We start from the raw sequence: 16,385 nt of genomic DNA, 5'->3' as shown, positions 1-16,385 counted from the left end.
GGCCCCTCTAAGAGAAAGCAATCCCAGTAATAATTATGTTCGCCATCGACAAAGGAAGCAAGACTTTCCATCCGATCGCCATCAGCTGGTCGTAGCGGTAGCGGGGGAAAGTAAAGCGGAACCACATGAACAGATAGACGAAGAATGCGACCTTGAGCGCGAACCAGAGGAGCGGCGGCAACGGGATCAGCACGCCGTTCCAGCCGCCGAAGAACAGGATCACCGTCAGGACCGACACCAAAAGCATGATGACGTATTCGCTGACCATGAAGAAGGCGAAACGGATGCCGCTATATTCGGTATGAAAGCCCGCCCCGAGATCGCCTTCCGCTTCCGCCAGGTCGAAGGGGATACGCTGAGCTTCAGCGAGCCCGGCGACGAAGAAGACGAAGAAGCCGATCGGCTGGTAAACGATGTTCCAGACATCGGCCTGGGCCCGCACGATTTCGAGCAGGCTCATGGATTGCGCCAGCATGACGACGCCGATCACCGCAAAGCCCATCGGGATTTCGTAGCTGATCATCTGCGCGCAGGTCCTGAGGCTGCCGAGGACCGCGTATTTGCTGTTCGCCGCCCAGCCGCCGATGATGACGCCATAGACCTCAAGGCCGATCACCGCGAAGACGAAGAGCAGCGCCACGTTCATGTTGGATACGTAGAGGGTGATTTCGTTGCCGAGCACCGAAACGCTCTCCCCGAAGGGGATCGCGACGAACACGACAAAGGGCGGGGCGAGCGCCAGGATCGGCGCCAGCTTGAACAGGAAGCGGTCGGCCTCGGTGGGGATGTGGTCTTCCTTGGTGAGGAGCTTGATGCCGTCCGCCACCGGCTGCAGCAGTCCGTGCCAGCCCACGCGCATCGGCCCCATTCGCTGCTGGATGTGCCCGGCAATCTTCCGCTCTACCCAGGTCAGTGGCAGGGGCAACAGCAAGAGGATCGCAATCAGCAGCGCGACCTTGAAGACGATCAAGCCAAGGGCAACGACAAGCTCCATGATCCGCAGCTACTTATCCAACAGTTGAAACACGCGACCGGACTTTCCCCTTGACTATACACTAGCCTCGCGTCGTCTGTCTCTGAGCTGGTGGGTGTACTGGCTCTTCGATGGGAGTAATGCGGAGGTCGACCCAACGACATGACGCCGGGGCCGAGGCGGCTGCCCACCCGGAGGAGGCCCGGGACTGGATGGGCGACTTCGACTTGGACCTCCGTACTTGTCCGGTAAATGCATGGAAATGCGGATTCGTTCCGCCTTCCTCCAAGCGGAAATGAACCATTGCCGCCGTCATGAGTTTTCCTGACAGGACTGTCACAAGCCAGGAGGAAAACGGCATGGATTGGAATCGAGTCGAAGGTAACTGGAAACAGGTGAAGGGCAAGATCAAGGAGCAGTGGGGCAAATTGACCGACGATGATCTTGACCAGATCAACGGCAACATGGATCAGCTGGAGGGCAAGATTCAGGAGCGGTACGGCATCGAAAAGGACCGTGTGCATCGGGATCTCGATGATTGGTACAATCGACAAACCTGGAACTGACCCCCAAAACTAGCCCCGCTTCGTGCGGGGTTTTCTTTGCGTCGGAGGAGGCACGTTCCGGTGCTGCACTGCGGTGAGGGCGTGCAGTGCATCCAAAACGCAAACGAGAACCTTGTGCATCACGCGAAGCCCCGAGTTGCATCGCTTCCGCTTTTCAAGCATCCTTGAAAATAAGCAGCTCAGCCAGCTCGCGCGGAGGCGAAAAGTGCCCGATCAGGCCAATGCAGTTGACGCTTTCGTCGGCCAACGTATCCGAATGCGCCGCGAGGGATTGAGAATGGACGAGAAGAATTTCGGCGCGGCGCTCGGTGTGTCGGTAGCGCAAGTCCGAAGCTACGAACAGGGGACAGGCCGCGTGTGCGCGACCCAGTTGCTGACGATGGCGGACGTTCTGCAGGTGCATTTTTCGTTTTTCTTCGAGGATGCGCTGGGGGCGACGGATGGCGGGGTGCCGAAGACGGTTGGAGGGAAAGACGTGAGCACATCGATGGTTTTCCGATCGCGGATCGTCAGGCGGTGGCGTATCATCCGGCCCGGTCTCTGGGGCGGCAGGACCTTGGTTCTATCGGTCGGTTGAGGTGCTCTTGACGGGGGCTGGCTATCACCTCAGGACCTTCGGCGAATTGCGGCTGAGCGATGCGGCCGGCGGCGCTGTCGCGTGTCCCGAGCGCGGCCTGTTGATCCTCGCCTATCTCTCGGCGTCCGGGCAAAAAGTCGTGACCCGCGACAAGCTCGCGACCATGGTCTGGCCGGACAGGGAAAAAAGCGTCGCGTTCAAGAACCTGCGCTCGACCTTATGGCGCATGCAACACCTGGTGACGCCCGCCGGTGCGGTTCTGTCTGCCACGGAGACGGAGGTGGCGTTGGGGCCGATCTCCTGCGATGTCTCCGGCTTCGAGGAGTTAGACGGCTCCGAAGAGAGCTTCCGCAACGGCCTTTCGCTCTGGCGCGATACGTTCCTGTCTTCGGCGGATCTGCCGCCCGGACGCTACGCGGACTGGGCGATGGAAAAGCGACGCAGCTTCACGGAGGTACTGCGGAGCGCACTCATCGATGTGGAACGACGGTCCGCGGACCGGCCGACGTTGCGCGCCGCCTGTGCGCATCTGCTGGAACTCGACCCCTCAGATGGAGCCGTTCGCGAGATCCTCCAGCGCGTAAGCCACGGTCAGTTTCTAAGTATCAGAACTCCGAGCGCAGCAACTTTGCAGCAAGCCGAATTCTCTGAATGGGGGACGCAAGCGGGTGGGTCGGAAACCGTGCGCTTGCCGCGTGTCGCGCTGCTTCCGCCGGCCGCCTTCGGTAGCGATCCGATGCTTCATGCGGTCAGCGTGGCGGTGATCGAGGACATAACGATCGGGCTCTGTTCGCTGAGGTCGATGACGGTCGTCGCACCCTATACCGCCGAGCGCATCCGAGAAGCGGCGGACAAGGCGGCGTTTCTCGAGCGGCACGGCGTCACCTACGCGCTCGATTGCCGCATGTCGGACCAGGGGCTCTTCACGCAGCTCATTTTCCTGCCCACCGACCAGATCGTCTGGGCCGATCGCTTTTCAATCTCGCCCGCGGGCCTCGTCAAGCAGCGGCAGGATATCGCTTACCATGTTGCCCGGGCGGTGACAGAGCAGGTGGAGACGAGACAGGCAGACCACTTCGATTTCGTGACGCATCCGGAGGCTTACTATGCCTATCTCGGGGGATTGCGACATCTTTCCGGACTCGGCCTCCCAGATGTTCGCAGGGCGCGCCGCGATTTCCGCGAGGCATTGAAGTATAGGCAGGACTTTGCACCGGCGCTGAGCGGCATTGCCCGAACCTACGTCAATGAATGGCTTCTAACCGCTCGCGGCGACAATGAGCTCCTTTCGACAGCGGAGCGCCATGTGAAGGACGCCATTGCGAGCAACGATCACCTCCCTGCGGCTCACCGCGAAGCAGGGGTCGTAAAACTCTACCAAGGCGATCTGGACGAAAGCCTTGATTCCCTCGACCGGGCAGAGCAGTTGGGCCCGCACTATGCCGACGTTCTTTACAGCCACGCGGATACGCTGGTCCACGTCGCGCGTCCGGCCGAAGCTCTTGACAAGCTCGGTAAGGCGCTGGCGCTCAATCCACTAGCACCGGATGCCTATCTGTGGAGTGCCGCGGGTGCCAGCTATTTCCTAGGACAGTACGAGGACTGCATCGGTTTCGTTCAAAGGATGAAGGACAAGACGCCGGCTGACAGAATCGTCGCTGCAAGTTGGGCGATGCTTGGCGACCGAAAGAAGGCGCGGCAGCACAGGATGCGGGCTTTGAAGGCAAACCCGTCTTTCGACTTGGACAAATGGTTGGCCGTCGTTCCGATGAAGGAGCAATGGCAGAAAGATCTTTATCGAGAAGGGCTGAAGAAGGCGGGTTTTTAACAGGGGCTTAAGGGGGAAATATGGCCAAAGTCGTTGTGATCGGGATTCCGGGGGAGTCGGGCCTTTGGGTGGCAGATCTTGGAAACCGAACAGTCACGCCGCTTAACTCGGTGACGGGCGATCTAGCGGTCGTGAACGGGTTCCGAAAGCCGGGCGCCGTCATCGCCAAGAATGTCGATCTCGCGGTCGCCGTATCGTCAGTCGATGATGTCTTTGCGGGCCACTTTGACGGCGACCGAACCTGATATCGACGGTTTGGCGAACCCTGGGGATGGCTATTACGACAGGGTATGCACGCCGGACGAAACTTTTCATCGCGTTCGACCCTGTCTCGCCGCCTTCGGCGTGACGAGGGTCGCCCGGCACACGGGGCTCGACAAGATCGGGATCCCGGTCTGGTGCGCCTATACGCCGAACTCGCAGTCGATCGTCGTCGCGCAGGGCAAGGGGCGGACGGATGCGGAGGCGCGTGCATCCGCGGTCATGGAGGCGCTTGAGCGGGCAGTCGCCGGCGAGCCGGACGTCGAGGTGGTCGTGGAGACGCCCGACAATCTGCGTGCCTCCGGCCGGGCTTACGATAGCCTCGGCGCGCTGATCGCGGCGGGGTGGGACGATATCCCCCCGGACGAGGCGATCGAATGGGCCGGCGGCACCGATCTGATCTCCGGCCACGAGGTCCTCGTCCCGCTCGAAGCGGTGCGCCTCGATCGCACGAGGCCTTCGCGTTTCTGGATGTCGTCGGATGGGCTGGCATCGGGCAACACCATGCCGGAGGCAATCCTGCATGGCTTGCTCGAGCGGGTCGAGCGTGACGCGCATGTCTTGTGGCGCGTCTCCGGCGAGGAGGCCCGCCACCGGGCATGCGTGGCCCCGGAGGATCTTGACGACCCGGCCCTCGACGCGCTCATCGGCCGCATCGAGGCGGCGGAGCTCGAGTTGCGGCTTTTCGACATCACCAGCGACACCGGCATTCCGTGCTTGCTGGCGCTGCTCGGCCCGCGCGGCACGGCGACTACCGGAAATCTCCGCTTCGTCGAGGTCACGAGCGGTTGCGGCGCGCATCCGTCCGCCGTCCGGGCTGCGATCCGCGCGGTGACGGAGGCAGCGCAGTCGCGGCTCACCTATATCGGCGGCGCTCGCGACGACGTTTACCCCGAGACCTTCAGCCGGCCCTTGCCGGAGTCGACGCGGCGCGCCTTTCTCGCAACGCCGCGGCCGATGACGACACCGGTCGCCCACACGGTCACGCCTGTCGAGGAATTGCTAAGCTACACGATCTCCTGTGTGAAGAAGGCGGGTGTGCGGTCTGTCATCGCGGTCACGCTCTCTCGTGACGATCTGCCCTTCGCTGTCGTCAAAGTGCTCGTGCCGGACCTTGAGAGTCCCGACGGCGAGCGGGCGCGCCGCTTCGGGTCGCGTGCGCTGTCGAGGGCGATTTCGTCGTGAGGCGGTGCGGCCGCGCCCGGAGCTTCCTGTGCCAAATGGAACTGCAAGAGGCAGGCGAGCGCGCGTAAATTACCCCGGCGCGGATTGGCGAAACTGGCGCGTAACACCACTGAAGGGTGTGCAACGCTCGTGCAACGCGCGCGAACGGGAAATTCCTTTATAGTCCCTTCGCGAGGGTAGTACAGGCTATGGGGGTTCGGATGACTAACTCTATTTCGGCAGCGGCGGACCATGAAGCGGAACTTGCGAGCATTGCCAGAATGCTGGCCCATATCCGCGACAGCGCCCGCGCCTTGGACGCGCAGGCGCTGGAATATTGCATCGACATGGCGCTTCAGGCTGTCACCAGCGAACTGCGCGATCGGCGTGAGTTCGCAGCCGCAGGAGCCGATTTCGCGGGCGGCGTTCGCCTGCTGCAGTGAGCGCGCCGGGCTGTGCTTATAGCGCCGGTCACATTTTCGCGCCCCAATCCTTGTGCTTGTCACAGGGATCCAGCAGCGCCGCCTCCGCAGCGCGGCAGAGTCTTTCAGCCAAAGGCTTACCGGTCGAGTTCCGGATAGACCCTGTCGAGAAAGCCTGGCCGTAGCTTTTCACCGATCATGCAATCCGTTGCCGTCTCGGTCGCAGCGAAGCTGAGCCTAAGGGGAGGCGCCACCCCGCTCACCTCGAGGATCAGCTTCTGACGGATGGCGATTGCGAAATCCTCTGCCTCGTGCACCGGAAGAACGAAGGAGCCGGGCCCGCCGATCACGCATTCCGCATAATACTGATCGAGCGGACCGGTCGACACGGACGGGCGGATCAGGATCGAGAGACCGTTGATGACAATGCCTCGCGCAACCGCGTCGTTGCGGGCAGGGGCGACGGGCGGCCCGGTATTGTTGGGGCCATCGCCGGAAATGTCGATGACGCGGCGCACGCCCGAAAAGGCATTGGTATCGATCAGACTCGTGCCGAAGATGATCGCGTTCGAAATCGAGGTGCCGCGCCGCGTTCCGATCGGCCGGGCCTCGAGCTTGGCCGCGAAGGCTTCGGCATCCTCGGCACCTTCGATCACCTGCCACGTGACGACAGAAGCCTCGTTCACCATGCCCGCCCATTCGAAATAGCCGATGGCAATGCGGCCGAGATATCCCCCCTTTACCGCGTTGATGAAATCCGGATGCCTAAGCGCCTGCACATAGCCGGAACGCTGCACCCGCGCTTCCTCCATGTCCATCGAGCCGGACATGTCGACAGCGAGAACCAGCTCCACATCGACATTCGGGGGCGTGGCGGCCGTCTGCATCGGGCTGCCACTGAGCGCCATGATCAATGCCAGCATGCTCAACATCGCATCCGCCAATCGTCATGATCTACAGTCGGACTTCCGAGCCCGCGTCTCAAAACCGTCGAGCTTCAAAACAGAATGTACCACAGGATTGCAAATCGGCGACTGTCCCGGTCGGCCGCGATCTCAATATTATTTGATTGGCGTCTGAGAGAGGGAAGCGGCTCGAACGGTCACTTTGAAAAAAAGGGGCCAATTCGCATCTTCCAACGCTGTCGCCGGCGCCGCTTGCACCCAATCTGGCCATGATCGTCCAACAGAACCTCGCCATGCTTCATTTCCCGCCGGAGAACATCACCCTCGCCGATCGGCTGCAACGCGCCGCCTTTGAGTATTTCCTTGATTACACCGATGCGCGAACGGGGCTCGTCGCCGACACCTCGCGGGCGGGGTCGCCATCGAGTATCGCGGCCACCGGCTTCGGACTGTCCTGCTATCCGGTCGCCCTCGAGCGCGGTTGGATGCGGCGGGGGGATGCAGGTCACCGCGTACTCACGACCTTGCGCTTTCTTGATGGCAGCCGGCAGGGGAGCGATAGGCTCGCAACGGGATACCGCGGCTTCTACTTTCATTTTCTGGACATGCGAACGGGCGAGCGCGCCTGGAACAGCGAACTCTCGACCATCGACACGGCGCTGCTTCTGGCCGGCGCACTGACGGCCGCGGCCTATTTCTCGGGGCCAGATCCGAACGAAACGGAAATCCGCAGTCTTGCAGCGCGACTATATGAGCGGGCGGATTGGGCCTGGGCGCTCAACCGCGGCGATACTCTGACGATGGGCTGGAGGCCGCCGGGGCGTTTCCTGAAGCACCGTTGGCGCGGCTATAGCGAGGCGCTGCTCCTCTATGTCCTGGCGCTAGGCTCCACTAGCCTACCCATTGCGCCGGAGAACTACGGCGCCTATTCGGTGGCACATGAATGGCTGACGATTGGCGGGATGTCGCACCTGCACGCGGGCGCGTTGTTCATCCACCTCTTTCCCCATGCCTGGATCGACTTCCGAGGCATAGGCGATACGGGAATGCGGGCGGTAAGCAGCGACTATTTCGCGAACAGCTGCCGAGCGATCGCGCTTCAGCGGGCGCATGCGGAAGCGAATCCTCATGGCTTTTCCGGCTATTGCCGCAACCTCTGGGGCTTCAGCGCCTGCCATGCGCCGAAGGGCTGGATGCGGCTGCGTGACGGCCGGCGGCAGAGGCTTCTGGGCTATGCGGCACGAGGCGCTCCGTTCGGCGCCGATGACGGGACCCTGGTCGCTTGGGCTCCGCTTGCCGGACTGCCCTTCGCACCGGACGACTGCCTGGATAGCCTTTCGCATCTGCTCGCGCATTTCCGGCACTGCTTCGCGACGGCCGCCTTCCCGGCGGCTTCAATCCGAGCCTGCCGGGCGCAGGGCGCGAGGGCTGGGTCGACGACAGGATTGTCGGGCTTGACCAGGGGCTGTCCGTCATGATGATCGAGAACTGGAGAAGCGGCCTCATCTGGGAACTGACGCGCAGTATCCCGGTCTTCAGCCGGGGGCTGAAAAGGGCTGGATTCGAAGGGGGCTGGCTGACACCCGGCGCGGCTTGATGGGACGGAGCATGGGGCAGGGGCATCGGCAGCGGGAAAGCAGAGCGGTCATGGAGGCGGCTGCCGCGATCGAATGGCTGGCGGCCTCCATTCCGGAGGTCGCCTGTTCGGTCGCGACCTCTGACGCACATTTCCAATCGCCAGACGCTTTCTGGTCGAAGCCGGCAAACCTCGAGACCTGCCTGGCCTATCAGGACCGTTTCGCGTCCGGCATGGACGATAAGATTCGAGCGGCGCACCTGGTCGCCTTCTACAGCCATCAGCTGAGCCTTGCGGCGGGCGCGATCTATCTTGTGAGCGGCCTTGTTCCGGTGGTCGCGGGCCTGCGGTTCGAAACCTATTTGCGTGCCCGCGACGGGAGGTCGCTTGTGGCCGGCCGCTTTCATTTCCTCGTCGACCTTCCGCGGAGCGAGAGTGAGATCGAGCCGGACGAGCCGACTCGACGCTTTCACGATGCCTTCGTTGCGCATCTGAAGCCGGTGATCGCGCTGCTGAAACGCCGCTGCGGCCTGTCAGCGCGCGCGCAATGGCGGTTGGCCGCGGACAGTCTCGCCGGCGCTTTCCTGGAGATCGGGCGGCGGCGGCAACGGGAGGACAGGGCGACGGGGCAGGCGCTGGCGATCGTCAAAAGGGCCCACTCGCCGCTTGTCTCGCGGCAGCTTCACTACGAAAAGATCGAAGCGGCCTCCGGCAGTGGGGGAGAGCTTCGCTCCAGGACCTACCGGATCCGCGGCGGCTGTTGCCTTTTCTATCGTGCCGAGGGCGGCAGCTTCTGCGACACCTGCGTGCTGCTCGAGCCCGAGCTTCGACGAGAGATGCTGCGGGCCCACCTGCTCGATAGCAAATGAGACCCTTGCCTTCTCCCCGCGTGCTGCCCGCAGGCGGGGAGAGGACAAGCGGCGAAGGCGCGGGGGCCGGTTAGTGCGCCCGGAGAAACCGGTCGTTGATGAAACCGGAGACGATGCCGAGCACCAGCCAGAAGGCGAGCGTCGTCGCAAGCGCGGCGACGGCGAACTCGGCGCCGAGCACAGCCGGCACGTTGCTGGAAATGTCGAGCGGCTGCGGCGCACCATAAAGATGGGGAGCGGCGACTAGGACGAGACCCGCGAGCTTGGCGACGATTTCCGGGCGGAGTGCCAGCAGATAGAGTCCCACGGCCGAGAGTAGCACCGTCGCCCCCCACCAGAGCTGCCGGTCGCCAAGTTCGGCCGCCGGAAAGCCCGGCAGTTCCGGCGGCAGGCCTACGGCCGGAAGCAGGTGCACGGCGAGCCAGCCGAAGGCGCCCCAGAGCGCGCCATTGGCAAGCGTGATCGGGTAGCCGATCATCAGGCTGATGCCTGCAAGCAGCAACGAGAAGCCGGCGCCGGTGACCAGATTGGCGGCAAGCGTGCCGGAAAAGCGGCTCATGCCGAACATGATGCCGCCTTCCTCGTGTTCTTCGCCCTCATGGGCATAGGCGGGGGTGACCGGCGAAAGTGCTGCGAGCATCTCGCCTAACATCTGGGATCCTTTCAGCGACGAATGCTGCTGATGATCCGTGGCCGGCTGCTCGCCGGCGGGCTGCCCGGTTGCAGCCGGCGCTTCGCCCTCGAATTCTTCCGCATGCAGGATAAGCGGCGTGACCCGCAATTCCTGGGCGCCGGTCATGAAGACGCCGGCGATCAGCCCGGCCACGACCGCGGCCAGAAGTGTCTTGACGATCATTGTCGATTTTCCTCAGCGGGCGTGGCCGCCTTGCGGTAAGCCGGCCCGATTCCATCGACGCAAGCCGGCGCTTGAAGGCGCGGGCGCGTGCCAGACGCACGACGCGCGCTCCGAGCACCGGAGGGTCGATTTTTGTATCGTTCGGTGTGGAACGCGGCAGGCGCTCCATGACTTCGCTTAGTGGCAGGGGAAGCCGTAGGAATGGCGCGTGTCGTGTGCCGTGTCGTGCAGCACGGCCGAATTCGCCAGGCCGGCACCGAAAACGAGGAAGCCACCGATCATGAGGGCGATGATGCCCGCGGTCAGACGGTCGCTGAGGGAGAGCGGAATGCTCGAAACTGTAGACGTAGCCATGACAACCTCCGTGATGGCAATGGGATATTCCCCTTGGGCACTATGCCCGTATCGCTTGGCAGGTTTCCTGGCTCGCAGCGTCAGGTGCCCAGGCTAGCCTAGTCACCAAGGATTTGCCTCGCCTTCCCAGAACCGAACCGCCCTCTCGCGGCTGTTCCAGTGGCTTCTTCCGGATTGCTCCGGAACGGCAAATTCACGTTGCTCTACAGTCGCGGGGTCGGCAGTGATTGAGATGCCCAGCTTGGGTCCATCCGTCACATTCCCGTTTACTCCCGAAACACGTTCGCATTCCGGGAACCAACCGATCAGCGATGATTAGGTGTGGCCGACAATGATGTCAATCGCGCCGCGGTGGAAAGTGGAGGAGAGGGTTGCGCGCATTCGCGTTGCAGCGCCACATGGGGAACAACTCCTGATGACTATATCGCATTGGTCGGTTATCTCTTGGGCAGCGCGTGCGGCCGCAGGCCGCACGATCGACCCGGGGTCCGTGCGATGCTTGCCCTTGTTCCTGCCCTGTCCTTTGCCGCCGTCATCGGATCCGGACTTATGGCCGGGCTCTTCTTCGTCTTTTCCGTCTGCATCATGCAGGCGCTGCGGCGATTGCCGGCGGAGCAGGGCGTTGCTGCCATGAACGCGATCAACGTCGTGATTCAGAATCCGTTGTTCTTCGCCGCCTTCATGGGCACGGCGCTGCTCGGCGTGATCCTCATAGCTGCCGCTTTCATCTGGGGCGGGGAGGGGAGCTATCTCCTGCGGCGGGCGGACTCGTCTACCTCGCCGGCACATTCGCGGTGACGATGGTCTTTAACGTTCCGCTCAACAACGCGCTGGCGAATGCCACTTCGGTCGAGGCCGTCACCGAAGTCTGGCAGCAGCGCTACTTGACCGATTGGGTCTGGTGGAACCATGTCCGCACGATCGCTTCGATAGCTTCGCTCGCCCTTTTCACGCTTGGCTTTCAACGCGGCTGAAGCCTAGGAAAGAGGACGATGAAACTGGGGAGGATCCAATGGCCGTCCGACGCATCGTGCCCAATCTTCAAGTATCCGATCCGCAACGCGCGCGCAGTTTCTATACGGATCTGCTTGGCCTCAACGTGGTGATGGATCACGGCTGGCTGGTCACCTTTGCGGCGGAAGGCGGATCGGCAATGCCGCAGGTCAGCTTTGCCATTGATGGCGGATCGGGAACGCCGGTGCCGGCGCTCTCGATCGAGGTGGACGATGTCGACGAAGTCTATCGGCGCGCGAAGGCGGCCGGCATCGAAATCGTCTATGACATCACTGACGAACCCTGGGGTGTGCGACGTTTCTTCGTGCGCGATCCGTTCGGCAACGTAGTCAATATTCTGACGCATTGAGCGGGGGACGGCCCCCGCTCAACGGATCAGACGGTCGTCAGAGCGTTCGCGACGTCGGCGACGAGGTCGTCCGGATGCTCGATGCCGATCGACAGGCGGATAGTCGATTCGAGCACGCCGATCCGGCGCCGCACCTCGATCGGCACGCCCGAATGAGTCATCGCCGCCGGGTGGCTCGCAAGCGATTCCGTGCCCCCGAGGCTGACGGCGAGCTTGAAGATCTGCAGGGCGTTCAAGAAACGGAAGGCTGCCTCCTGGCCGCCGGCGATGTCGAAGGAGAAGGTCGAGCCGGCGCCGGTGCATTGCGCGGCAAAGGTCCGCCCGACCGGCGAGGCTTCGTCGTGGAAGGGCAGATAGTGGATCCCTTCGACCTTCGGGTGGTCGCGCAGGAACTCGGCGACGATCCGGGCATTCTCGTTCGCCTTCTCCATCCGGACCGACAGCGTTTCGAGCGACCGGCCGAGCATCCAGCAGGAATGCGGGTCGAGCTGCGTGCCGATCGAGCCGCGCAGCGCCTTCACCTGTTTGATCAGCGCCTTCGAGCCGAGCACGGCGCCGGCGATCAGGTCGGAGTGGCCGCCGACATACTTGGTGAGCGAATAGAGCGACAGGTCCGCGCCGTGGTCGATCGGGTGCTGGAAGACCGGGCCGAGCAGGGTGTTGTCGCAGGCGACGATCGGCCTTTGCCCCTGTCTTTCGCCGATCTTTTCGGCAATGCGGCGGATCATCGCGACGTCGACGAGGCTGTTGGTGGGATTGGCCGGCGTTTCGACGAGGACCGCGGCGACCCGGCCCCTGCTCATGGCCTCCTCGGCGGCGGCGCTGACGGCCGCTTCATCGACGCCGTCGGCAAAGCCGACTGCGTGGATGCCGAGATTGAGAAAGGTCTTGGCGAGCAGCGTCTCGGTGCCGCCGTATAGCGGCTGTGAATGCAGGATTGCGTCGCCGGGCCGCACGAAGGCAAGCAGGGTCGTGGCGATTGCCGACATGCCGGAGGAGAAGAGCGCGCCGGCCTCGGCGCGTTCGTATATGGCAAGCCGATCCTCGACGATCTCGCTGTTCGGGTGATTGAAACGGGAATAGACGAGCCCGGCACCGACGCCCGCCGGCGGTTCGCGCCGTCCCGAGACGAAATCGAAGAAGTCGCGGCCTTCCTCGGCGGAGTGGAACACGAAGGTGGAAGTCAGGAACACCGGGGGCTTGACGGCGCCTTCCGAGAGCTCGGGATCGTAACCGTAGTTCAGCATCAGCGTCTCGGGATGCAGTTTGTGGTTGCCGATATGGGTCTTCGACGGATGCGGCGCGGTCATGGTTTCTCTCCCTGGGCGCTAGCGGACTCCACTATCCGCCAATTTATATCAAACGGCCGGGCTGATCCTTGCTATTTGCGATCACTTCGTTTTGATGAGCGCAAGTTTTTGCCGAGGTTACAGCAAGATGACGCAGAAAATTGCCGACGAGATGGATCGCCGCATCCTGAAGGAACTGGTCGCCGATGCCCGGATGACCAACAACGAACTGGCCGAGCGCGTCGGCCTTTCTGCGTCTCCCTGCCTCAGGCGGATCAGGCGTCTGGAGGAAACCGGCGTCATCCGCGGCTATACGGCGCTCGTCGATCCGGTCATCGAAGGCTGGACGATGACGGCGATCGCCACGGTCCGCCTCAGCCGCCAGCACGAGGACGAGATCGTCATGTTCGAAGAGGCGATCCGCGACTGGGACGAGGTGCTCGAATGCCACCTCGTCACCGGCTCGCGCGACTACGTGCTGAAGGTGATGAGTTCCGGCCTCGATCACTATGAGCGCTTCATCAAGGAGAAGATCGCCCGGCTGAAATGCGTCGCCTCGATCGAGACGAGCTTCGTGATGAACACGATCAAGGAAAGGAGGATCTAGCGCGTGACTGCCGCTCATCGTCGGGTTGTGCCGATTGACTGTGCGGGAGCGGAAGGCGACATTGCCGCAATGCGTCGCTTGGCTATCGGGCGACAAAGTGACAATGCCGCAGCGTGGAGGCCCGCCATGGAACACCTTCAACAGACGGACCTGTCGACGGCGACGCGGCCTGCCCCGCGCTATCTGGCAAACCTCTTGCGGTCCTTTTCGACGAGCGGCCTGCTTGTCGGCGTGATCTTTTTCGCGGTCTCGTTGACCCCGAGCCTCATTCCTCATCCCTATCTGATTCAGGCGGTGATTTCCGGCGCTTCGCTCGCCGCCGGCTACGCAATCGGGACATTCCTGCGCTGGCTCTGGTCCTTTTTCGAACTGCCCGAGCCAACGACGCGGCGGGCGCGCACGCTGAAGATCGCTGCCGCCATCGTTTGCATAGCGGCAGCTGCCGTGTTTCTCTGGCAGGCAGCCGGGTGGCAAAATACCGTCCGTGGCATCATGGGGCTTGAGCCCATCGAAAGCGCCGAGCCCATCAAACTCGGCCTCATAGCCTCCATGGTGTTCGCCGCTCTCATCTTCCTGGCACGGCTCTTCCGGTTCACCTTCAGCGTTCTTTCTCGCTGGCTGCAAGTTTTCCTGACGCGACCGATCGCCAACGCCCTTGGTGGGCTGGTCGCCCTCGCGCTCTTTTGGTCGCTGGCAAATGGCGTGATCTTCAAGTTCGCGCTTCGTGCCGCCGACAGTTCGTTCCAGCAGCTCGATGCGCTGATCGATCCCGACGTCGCGCCCCCGACCGATCCCGCCAAGACCGGCAGCGACGCGTCGCTGGTGCGCTGGGACGAGCTTGGGCGGCAGGGGCGGCAGTTTGTCGCCTCGGGGCCGACAGGCGCCCAGATCGGCGACTTCTACGACGGCGCGGCGTCAAACCCCGTGCGCGTCTATGTCGGGCTGAACTCCGCCGACACGGCGCCGGAAAGAGCGAAGCTGGCTTTGGAAGAACTGAAGCGCGCCGGAGGCTTCGAGCGCAAGTCGCTGATCGTCGTCGTTCCGACGGGCACCGGCTGGATCGATCCGGCAGCGCTCGATCCGCTCGAATATCTGCTGCATGGTGACGTTGCGAGCGTCGCGGTGCAATATTCCTACCTCACGAGTTGGCTGTCGCTGCTCGTCGAGCCGGGCTATGGCGCCGATGCGGCGAACGCGCTCTTCGACGAGGTCTACCGCTACTGGACCACGCTGCCGAAGGACCGGCGCCCCAAGCTCTATCTGCATGGATTGAGTCTCGGGGCAATGAATTCACAAGGGTCTGTCGATCTCTTCGATGTTATCAGCGACCCGTTCCAGGGTGCGCTCTGGAGCGGCCCGCCCTTTCAGAGCGGGCTGTGGCGCTCGGTAACGGCGGACCGCGTCGCCGGTTCGCCCGCCTGGCTTCCGCGCTACCGGGACAGTTCCATCATCCGCTTCACCAACCAGGAGAACGCACTCGGTATTCCCGGCGCGCAATGGGGCGCGATGCGGATCGTCTATCTGCAATATGCCAGCGACCCGGTGACCTTCTTCGATCCGCACGCCTTCTATCGCGAGCCGGACTGGATGAAGGCGCCGCGCGGGCCCGATGTTTCTCCGGCCTTGAATTGGTTTCCCGTCGTCACCGGCCTGCAGCTCCTCGCCGACATGGCTTTGGCCACGACCTCGCCGATCGGTTACGGCCACGTCTACGCGCCGGAACATTATATCGACGCCTGGGTGGCGGTGACCGATCCGCAAGGGGTGACGGGGGAGGATGTCGCGCGGCTGAAGGCGGAGTTCAAGGGCAGGTTCTGATCTGCATTACGGCGTCGCCGAATTGGCGAGCAGCCCTTCCATCGCGCCGATGATCTTGCGGTGCTGGTGCGCGTGGCGGGTGCGAAGGCTCGTTGCGGCGTAGATGGCCTGCGGGATGACCGGCGCATCGGCGACCACGACCGCGGCCCCGTCGTTGGAAAGCCGCTCGGCTGTGGCGATTGTCAGATAGGCGGCGCCCCCGAGAGTGCGCAGCAGCCCGGTGATCGCCATGCTCTGCCCGGCGGCGAGCGAGGCAGCCGAGAGGTGCGGCAGCGCCAGCCGATGGGCGCGGTCGAAGGCGGGCGAATAGCTGGAGCGGATATAGGTCTCGGGCTTCACGCCGGCCAAGTCGCCGGCCTCGGTGCTGACCAGCACGTAATGCAGTTCGCCGATCCGTTCGTAATGAAGGTCAGGCAAATAATGCGGTGTAAAGAGAAGCGCCAGGTCGAGTTCCCCGGCGGCAAGATCGCGATTCATCTGGTTCGAGTAATCCGCCTCCATATAGATTTCCGTTGCAGGCAATTCGCGCCGGATGGCCGCCACCCATTGGCCGGCAAATGCTTCCGCGAGATCGTGCTGGATGCCGAGCCGCATCGAGCGCTCCAAGGCGCCGGCGCTCGCGACTGCGCGCGTTGCCTCATGCCATTGATTCTGCAGGGCCTTCGCATAGTCGAGAAAGCGCAGGCCCGAGGCGGTCGGGACCGTGCCGCCCTTGTTGCGGGTAAAGAGCTTGCGGCTGAACTGGGCCTCGAGCGCCTTGATGCGGTGGGAAACCGTCGACTGGGTGATGTTCAGCCGCTCGGCGGTGCGGTTGAAATTCCGCGTCTCCATCAGATCCAGAAAGGTTTCGATCAGATCGACTTGCATCTTGGGGCTGCTCCTCACGCATGCTGCAATCAATCTAATCGAAAATGTCAATTAATAAAGCCGATTCTCCCTGCTTGATGGCCTCGGACT

Annotated in this window: 16 protein-coding genes, 2 pseudogenes and 1 riboswitch; of the genes and pseudogenes, 12 read left to right on the top strand and 6 right to left on the bottom strand. The window is 62.9% G+C overall.

Annotation, left to right across the window (positions count from 1 at the left end; translation table 11 throughout):
• Window positions 1-7 precede the first annotated feature (7 nt).
• Window positions 8-994: an NADH-quinone oxidoreductase subunit NuoH gene (nuoH, locus tag SS05631_RS11040; RefSeq protein ID WP_037415175.1), complete on the bottom strand. Its 987-nt coding sequence runs from the start codon at window positions 992-994 to the stop codon at window positions 8-10.
• Between the two features lie 338 nt (window positions 995-1,332).
• On the opposite strand from nuoH, the gene SS05631_RS11035 reads away from it, so the two are divergent.
• From SS05631_RS11035 to SS05631_RS11010, 6 genes are all read left to right on the top strand, one after another.
• Window positions 1,333-1,539 (top strand): CsbD family protein, encoded by a 207-nt coding sequence (locus SS05631_RS11035; RefSeq protein ID WP_037387172.1) that lies wholly within the window; start codon window positions 1,333-1,335, stop codon window positions 1,537-1,539.
• A 136-nt stretch (window positions 1,540-1,675) separates the two neighbouring features.
• Entirely contained in the window at window positions 1,676-2,116 is a 441-nt protein-coding gene (locus SS05631_RS11030) for a helix-turn-helix domain-containing protein (RefSeq protein WP_234819727.1), read from the top strand.
• 7 nt (window positions 2,117-2,123) lie between these two features.
• Window positions 2,124-3,944 (top strand): adenylate cyclase, encoded by a 1,821-nt coding sequence (locus tag SS05631_RS11025; protein WP_037415178.1) that lies wholly within the window; start codon window positions 2,124-2,126, stop codon window positions 3,942-3,944.
• A gap of 20 nt (window positions 3,945-3,964) precedes the next feature.
• The gene (locus SS05631_RS11020; RefSeq protein WP_037415181.1) at window positions 3,965-4,189 is read left to right on the top strand and encodes a hypothetical protein; all 225 of its coding nucleotides are present in this window, start codon (window positions 3,965-3,967) and stop codon (window positions 4,187-4,189) included.
• Between the two features lie 10 nt (window positions 4,190-4,199).
• On the top strand, window positions 4,200-5,390 hold the full coding sequence (locus SS05631_RS11015; RefSeq protein ID WP_244412105.1) for a YcaO-like family protein: 1,191 nt from the start codon (window positions 4,200-4,202) through the stop codon (window positions 5,388-5,390).
• Between the two features lie 188 nt (window positions 5,391-5,578).
• The gene (locus tag SS05631_RS11010; protein ID WP_037415184.1) at window positions 5,579-5,812 is read left to right on the top strand and encodes a hypothetical protein; all 234 of its coding nucleotides are present in this window, start codon (window positions 5,579-5,581) and stop codon (window positions 5,810-5,812) included.
• A gap of 116 nt (window positions 5,813-5,928) precedes the next feature.
• Here the strand turns inward: SS05631_RS11010 and SS05631_RS11005 are convergent, their stop codons facing one another.
• Window positions 5,929-6,723, bottom strand: a complete 795-nt coding sequence (locus SS05631_RS11005; protein WP_037415187.1) for a DUF1194 domain-containing protein — start codon at window positions 6,721-6,723, stop codon at window positions 5,929-5,931.
• Window positions 6,724-6,989: 266 nt separating this feature from the next.
• Between SS05631_RS11005 and SS05631_RS11000 the strand changes: the two are divergent.
• Both SS05631_RS11000 and SS05631_RS10995 read left to right on the top strand, forming a co-directional pair.
• Window positions 6,990-8,293: pseudogene (locus SS05631_RS11000) on the top strand (glucoamylase family protein).
• An 11-nt stretch (window positions 8,294-8,304) separates the two neighbouring features.
• Window positions 8,305-9,141, top strand: a complete 837-nt coding sequence (locus SS05631_RS10995) for a ferric iron reductase (RefSeq protein WP_245369154.1) — start codon at window positions 8,305-8,307, stop codon at window positions 9,139-9,141.
• A gap of 70 nt (window positions 9,142-9,211) precedes the next feature.
• Here SS05631_RS10995 and SS05631_RS10990 read toward each other — a convergent pair whose 3' ends face one another.
• Window positions 9,212-9,997, bottom strand: a complete 786-nt coding sequence (locus SS05631_RS10990; RefSeq protein ID WP_037415192.1) for a CbtA family protein — start codon at window positions 9,995-9,997, stop codon at window positions 9,212-9,214.
• A gap of 177 nt (window positions 9,998-10,174) precedes the next feature.
• Window positions 10,175-10,351 (bottom strand): CbtB-domain containing protein, encoded by a 177-nt coding sequence (locus tag SS05631_RS10985; RefSeq protein ID WP_014329031.1) that lies wholly within the window; start codon window positions 10,349-10,351, stop codon window positions 10,175-10,177.
• Between the two features lie 39 nt (window positions 10,352-10,390).
• A riboswitch (cobalamin riboswitch) is annotated at window positions 10,391-10,668 on the bottom strand.
• A 178-nt stretch (window positions 10,669-10,846) separates the two neighbouring features.
• Here SS05631_RS10985 and SS05631_RS10980 point away from each other — a divergent pair.
• Both SS05631_RS10980 and SS05631_RS10975 read left to right on the top strand, forming a co-directional pair.
• Window positions 10,847-11,325: pseudogene (locus SS05631_RS10980) on the top strand (anthrone oxygenase family protein).
• Window positions 11,326-11,363: 38 nt separating this feature from the next.
• Window positions 11,364-11,714, top strand: a complete 351-nt coding sequence (locus tag SS05631_RS10975; protein ID WP_037415199.1) for a glyoxalase superfamily protein — start codon at window positions 11,364-11,366, stop codon at window positions 11,712-11,714.
• Window positions 11,715-11,740: 26 nt separating this feature from the next.
• Here the strand turns inward: SS05631_RS10975 and SS05631_RS10970 are convergent, their stop codons facing one another.
• Window positions 11,741-13,024, bottom strand: a complete 1,284-nt coding sequence (locus SS05631_RS10970) for a cystathionine gamma-synthase family protein (protein ID WP_037415202.1) — start codon at window positions 13,022-13,024, stop codon at window positions 11,741-11,743.
• A 127-nt stretch (window positions 13,025-13,151) separates the two neighbouring features.
• Here SS05631_RS10970 and SS05631_RS10965 point away from each other — a divergent pair, with 127 nt between their 5' ends.
• Both SS05631_RS10965 and SS05631_RS10960 read left to right on the top strand, forming a co-directional pair.
• Window positions 13,152-13,610 (top strand): Lrp/AsnC family transcriptional regulator, encoded by a 459-nt coding sequence (locus tag SS05631_RS10965; RefSeq protein ID WP_037415205.1) that lies wholly within the window; start codon window positions 13,152-13,154, stop codon window positions 13,608-13,610.
• Window positions 13,611-13,736: 126 nt separating this feature from the next.
• Window positions 13,737-15,428: an alpha/beta-hydrolase family protein gene (locus SS05631_RS10960; protein WP_037415208.1), complete on the top strand. Its 1,692-nt coding sequence runs from the start codon at window positions 13,737-13,739 to the stop codon at window positions 15,426-15,428.
• A 6-nt stretch (window positions 15,429-15,434) separates the two neighbouring features.
• Here SS05631_RS10960 and SS05631_RS10955 read toward each other — a convergent pair whose 3' ends face one another.
• Window positions 15,435-16,295: a LysR family transcriptional regulator gene (locus tag SS05631_RS10955; RefSeq protein WP_037415210.1), complete on the bottom strand. Its 861-nt coding sequence runs from the start codon at window positions 16,293-16,295 to the stop codon at window positions 15,435-15,437.
• Window positions 16,296-16,385: the final 90 nt, after the last annotated feature.

This window comes from Sinorhizobium sp. CCBAU 05631 (assembly GCF_002288505.1).
Classification (GTDB): Bacteria; Pseudomonadota; Alphaproteobacteria; order Rhizobiales; family Rhizobiaceae; genus Sinorhizobium; species Sinorhizobium fredii_C.
The sequence above is the reverse complement of the archived record's forward strand: the minus strand, read 5'-3'. Positions and strand labels throughout refer to the sequence as shown.

Excerpts from the sequence above, each read along its gene's own strand:
- nuoH (WP_037415175.1), bottom strand. The coding sequence starts at position 994 with ATGGAGCTTGTCGTTGCCCTTGGCTTGATCGTCTTCAAGGTCGCGCTG.
- SS05631_RS11035 (WP_037387172.1), top strand. The coding sequence starts at position 1,333 with ATGGATTGGAATCGAGTCGAAGGTAACTGGAAACAGGTGAAGGGCAAG.
- SS05631_RS11020 (WP_037415181.1), top strand. The coding sequence starts at position 3,965 with ATGGCCAAAGTCGTTGTGATCGGGATTCCGGGGGAGTCGGGCCTTTGG.
- SS05631_RS11010 (WP_037415184.1), top strand. The coding sequence starts at position 5,579 with ATGGGGGTTCGGATGACTAACTCTATTTCGGCAGCGGCGGACCATGAA.
- SS05631_RS11005 (WP_037415187.1), bottom strand. The coding sequence starts at position 6,723 with ATGTTGAGCATGCTGGCATTGATCATGGCGCTCAGTGGCAGCCCGATG.
- SS05631_RS10995 (WP_245369154.1), top strand. The coding sequence starts at position 8,305 with ATGGGGCAGGGGCATCGGCAGCGGGAAAGCAGAGCGGTCATGGAGGCG.
- SS05631_RS10990 (WP_037415192.1), bottom strand. The coding sequence starts at position 9,997 with ATGATCGTCAAGACACTTCTGGCCGCGGTCGTGGCCGGGCTGATCGCC.
- SS05631_RS10985 (WP_014329031.1), bottom strand. The coding sequence starts at position 10,351 with ATGGCTACGTCTACAGTTTCGAGCATTCCGCTCTCCCTCAGCGACCGT.
- SS05631_RS10975 (WP_037415199.1), top strand. The coding sequence starts at position 11,364 with ATGGCCGTCCGACGCATCGTGCCCAATCTTCAAGTATCCGATCCGCAA.
- SS05631_RS10970 (WP_037415202.1), bottom strand. The coding sequence starts at position 13,024 with ATGACCGCGCCGCATCCGTCGAAGACCCATATCGGCAACCACAAACTG.
- SS05631_RS10965 (WP_037415205.1), top strand. The coding sequence starts at position 13,152 with ATGACGCAGAAAATTGCCGACGAGATGGATCGCCGCATCCTGAAGGAA.
- SS05631_RS10960 (WP_037415208.1), top strand. The coding sequence starts at position 13,737 with ATGGAACACCTTCAACAGACGGACCTGTCGACGGCGACGCGGCCTGCC.
- SS05631_RS10955 (WP_037415210.1), bottom strand. The coding sequence starts at position 16,295 with ATGCAAGTCGATCTGATCGAAACCTTTCTGGATCTGATGGAGACGCGG.